This is a genomic window from Limnohabitans sp., assembly GCF_038134685.1.
Classification (GTDB): domain Bacteria; phylum Pseudomonadota; class Gammaproteobacteria; order Burkholderiales; family Burkholderiaceae_C; genus Limnohabitans_A.
The window spans coordinates 81,124-84,815 of record NZ_JAYPVP010000011.1; the positions used below are offsets into that span (position 1 = coordinate 81,124).

General features: G+C 57.2%; 4 protein-coding genes and 1 pseudogene. All 5 read left to right on the forward strand.

Annotated features, from left to right (window positions below; all coding sequences use genetic code 11):
• Positions 1-433: pseudogene (locus AAFM15_RS06720) on the forward strand (Tol-Pal system protein TolB); the annotation flags it as partial.
• A 35-nt stretch (positions 434-468) separates the two neighbouring features.
• The gene (gene pal, locus AAFM15_RS06725) at positions 469-981 is read left to right on the forward strand and encodes a peptidoglycan-associated lipoprotein Pal (RefSeq protein ID WP_341685935.1); all 513 of its coding nucleotides are present in this window, start codon (positions 469-471) and stop codon (positions 979-981) included.
• 29 nt (positions 982-1,010) lie between these two features.
• Positions 1,011-1,742, forward strand: a complete 732-nt coding sequence (gene ybgF / locus AAFM15_RS06730) for a tol-pal system protein YbgF (protein ID WP_371833091.1) — start codon at positions 1,011-1,013, stop codon at positions 1,740-1,742.
• Between the two features lie 44 nt (positions 1,743-1,786).
• Complete coding sequence (locus AAFM15_RS06735) at positions 1,787-2,842, forward strand: YeeE/YedE family protein (RefSeq protein ID WP_341685937.1); 1,056 nt, start codon at positions 1,787-1,789, stop codon at positions 2,840-2,842.
• Complete coding sequence (locus AAFM15_RS06740) at positions 2,839-3,615, forward strand: tRNA threonylcarbamoyladenosine dehydratase (protein WP_341685938.1); 777 nt, start codon at positions 2,839-2,841, stop codon at positions 3,613-3,615. Before AAFM15_RS06735 ends, AAFM15_RS06740 begins: the two co-directional genes overlap by 4 nt.
• Positions 3,616-3,692: the final 77 nt, after the last annotated feature.

The window sequence follows — 3,692 nt, forward strand, 5'->3', positions numbered from 1 at the left end:
GATCGATACCGAGCCGGTGTACACCCCCGACGGCAGTCAGATTTTCTTTGTGAGTGATCGCGGTGGTTCGCCACAGATTTACCGCATGCCTGCATCGGGTGGTCCTGCAGAGCGCGTAACCTTTACCGGCAATTACAATATCTCACCATCCATCAGCCCGGATGGCCGCTGGATGGCTTATGTTTCCCGCAACGCAGGTCAATTCAAGGTTCATGTGATGGATCTGACCACTGGCCTGGTAAGCCCGATCAGTGACACGACAGCCGATGAGCGTCCCAGCTTTGCGCCCAACAGCAAGATGCTGATTTACGCCACGATTGTGCAAGGACGTGAATCTTTGGTCACGTCCACATTGGATGGGCGCATCAAGGCGCGTTTGGCGGGGCAAAATGGCGATATTCGCGAACCCGCTTGGGGTCCGATGCGTAAATGAAGAACACACACTTTTTGAATCTCAGGAGTTTGAACATGAAAAAATGGTTGGCCAGTGCCTTGTTGGTGTCCTTGCTTGCAGGTTGTGCTTCGGGCGTCAAGCTCGATGACGTGCCTGTGGAAGACAAGGCAGCCACCTCACAAAGCAATGCCTTGGGTGATGGTCAAAACGGTGTCAACACCGTTGATGCCAATGCCGCACGCGCAGGTATGGGGCCTGTCAACACCGCTCATGTGGTTTACTTTGATTTCGACAGCTTTGTGGTCAAGGCAGAAGCGCGCCCCGTGATTGAAGCGCACGCCAAGTTCCTGCAGGCCAATGCGCAGCGCAAGGTCATGCTGCAAGGTCATACCGACGAGCGTGGTGGTCGTGAATACAACCTGGCTCTGGGCCAAAAGCGTGCTGAAGCTGTGCGACGCGCCCTGAGCCTGTTGGGTGTGTCCGACAACCAGATGGAAGCGGTCAGCTATGGCAAAGAGCGCCTGGCTGACAGCTCCGGCACGGAAGAGGGCATGTCCAAAAACCGTCGCGTCGAATTCAAGTACTGATCCAAAAAGGGAGTTGACCTGTGCGAGCTTTGTCCATCCGAGTGCCTGCTTTGGCCGCACTGCTGCTGTGCGGTGTGATATCGAATGCCCATGCGGGTTTGTTTGAGGATGATGAAGCTCGTCGGGCCATTCTGGATTTGCGCCAGCGCCTGGATGCGGTGGAAAAAAGCGACAGCCAGTTGCGCAACAGTCTGCTGGACCTCCAAAGCCAGCTGGAGATGATGCGTCAGGAACTGGCTCAATCGCGTGGCCGCAATGAGCAGCTGGTGCGTGATGTCTCAGAGATGCAGCAACGCCAGCGCGATGTGCAGACCGGCCTGGATGAGCGGTTACGCAAATTCGAGCCAGCTCGGGTGAGCGTGGATGGCGTTGAATTCCTTGCCGATCCAGCCGAGAAAAAAGATTTTGATGCCGCCATGGTGGTTTTCCGCAGTGGAAAGTTTGACCAGGCGCAAGTCGCTCTGGCCAACTTCCTGCAGCGCTATCCGCAGTCCGGCTACGGTCCGTCTGTGCTGTTTTGGCTGGGCAATGCCGAATATGCCAACAAAGACTACAAGAGCGCTTTGACGCACTTCCGTCAAATGCTGGCGGCATCCCCCAACCACACTCGTGCTCCTGAGGCCATGTTGGCTGTTTCGAATGTTCAGCTCGAGCTCAAGGATGTGAAGGGCGCGCGCAAAACCCTGCAGGATCTGATAGCAGCGTATCCCAACACCGAAGCAGCCAACGTGGCCAAGGAACGACAGGCCAAGCTCAAGTGATGGATGCGATGGACCTTTCCTCCCGCCTGGATGCCATGCTTGTCATGGCATTTTTCTTGGCTGTGGGCTTTGGTGCCTTGGTTCATCGCAGTCAGTTTTGCACCATGGGTGCCATCAGTGACCTGGTGGTAACCGGCGATACCCGTCGATTGCGCCAATGGGCGGCTGCGCTGGCAGTGTCCATGCTCTCGGTGGGGCTGATGCAAGGGCAGGGCTGGATCGATGTGGCCAACACCATCTACAACACGTCTGGCCTCATGTGGATGTCTGCCTTGGTCGGGGGCTTTTGCTTCGGGGTGGGTATGGTTCTAGCATCGGGCTGCGCCAGCAAATCGCTGGTGCGTCTGGCTGCGGGCAACCTCAAGTCTCTTGTGGTCTTGTTGTGCATGGGGGTGACGGCGCTGGCCACCATGCGTGGAGCTTTGGCCGTGTTTCGGGTTCAAGGGCTTGATGTCTGGCAGTGGGACTGGGCTGGGCGCGGATTTGTAGGTGATTGGGTGTCTATGTGGCTGGGCACTGATTTGTGGCTTACATCAGCCTGGACGGCAGCCCTGCTGGCATTGATCTTGTGGCTGTGGGCCTGGCGTCCATCCGAGCGTTTCTGGAACGAGGGTATAGGACCTGCCAGTGTCTTGGGTTTGCTGGTGGCCAGCATGTGGTGGTTGACAGGCGTTTGGGGTTGGGTGCCCGAACACCCCGACACGCTGGAATCGGTATTCCTGGGGACCTCCAGTGCTCGTATGGAGTCCATGAGTTTTACGGCTCCAGTGGGCTATTGGCTGGACGCCTTGCAGTACTGGAGTGATGGAAGCAAGCGCATGACGGTGGGCATGATGATGGTGCCGGGCGTTTTGCTCGGAGCCTGGCTCAGCGCGCTTTTGCAAGGCAGTTTCCGATGGGAGGGTTTTCGTCAGACCTCCGATCTGGTGCGCCATATGCTCGGTGGCTGCTTGATGGGTTTTGGTGCCGTTACGGCCATGGGCTGCACCATCGGACAAGGCTTGTCTGGCCTGTCTACTTTGAGTTTGATGAGTATTTTGGCCATGCTTGCGATAGCAGCAGGCGCTTATCTCACCTTGCAGTGGGAGATGCGACAGTGAGCCAACTTTTGGGCGATGAAGATCGCCGCTTTGGTGGTCTGCAACGCCTGTATGGTGTGGAAGTCGCTCAGCGATTGCGCCAGGCGCATGTCGTGGTGGTCGGTATTGGCGGTGTGGGCTCCTGGGCCGCAGAAGCCCTGGCTCGCAGTGGTGTGGCACGCCTGACATTGATCGACATGGACCACATTGCCGAGTCCAACATCAACCGGCAAATTCACGCGCTGACCTCCACCCTGGGGCAAGCCAAGATTGAAGCCATGCGCGCGCGCATTGCGCAAATTCATCCCGGGTGTCAGGTGGATGTGGTGGACGATTTTGTCAGCCCCGAAAACTGGCCCTCCTTGTTGCCGACAAAGCCAGATGCCCTGATCGACGCCTGCGACCAGCTCAAAGCCAAGCTAGCCATGACGCTGTGGGCCTTGCGCGAAAAAGTGCCTTTTGTGTGTGTCGGTGCAGCCGGAGGCAAACGCTTGGCACACAAGGTGGATGTAGATGATTTGTCGAGCGTCACGCATGACCCCTTGCTGGCGCAGTTACGTTACCGTTTACGTAAACACCACGGTGCGCCGCGTGATGGCAAGCGCATGCATGTACGCTGCGTCTTCAGTCGCGAGGCAGTCGCAGGCCCTGACCCGTCTTGTGCACTGCAAGGCGATGGCACCCTCAACTGCCACGGCTATGGCTCCTTGGTGGGGGTCACAGCTACCTTTGGCATGTGCGCTGCAACGGAAGTCATGAATTTGTTGGCTGGCGGCGGCAAGTCATCAAAATGACGCTATAATTCAAGGCTCAGCAGCAACGCTGAAACGAGTGGGACGTTAGCTCAGTTGGTAGAGCAGCGGACTTTTAA

Bases quoted from the DNA above. Each gene is read 5' to 3' on its own strand.
- pal (WP_341685935.1), top strand. From the start codon at position 469: ATGAAAAAATGGTTGGCCAGTGCCTTGTTGGTGTCCTTGCTTGCAGGT.
- AAFM15_RS06735 (WP_341685937.1), top strand. From the start codon at position 1,787: ATGGCATTTTTCTTGGCTGTGGGCTTTGGTGCCTTGGTTCATCGCAGT.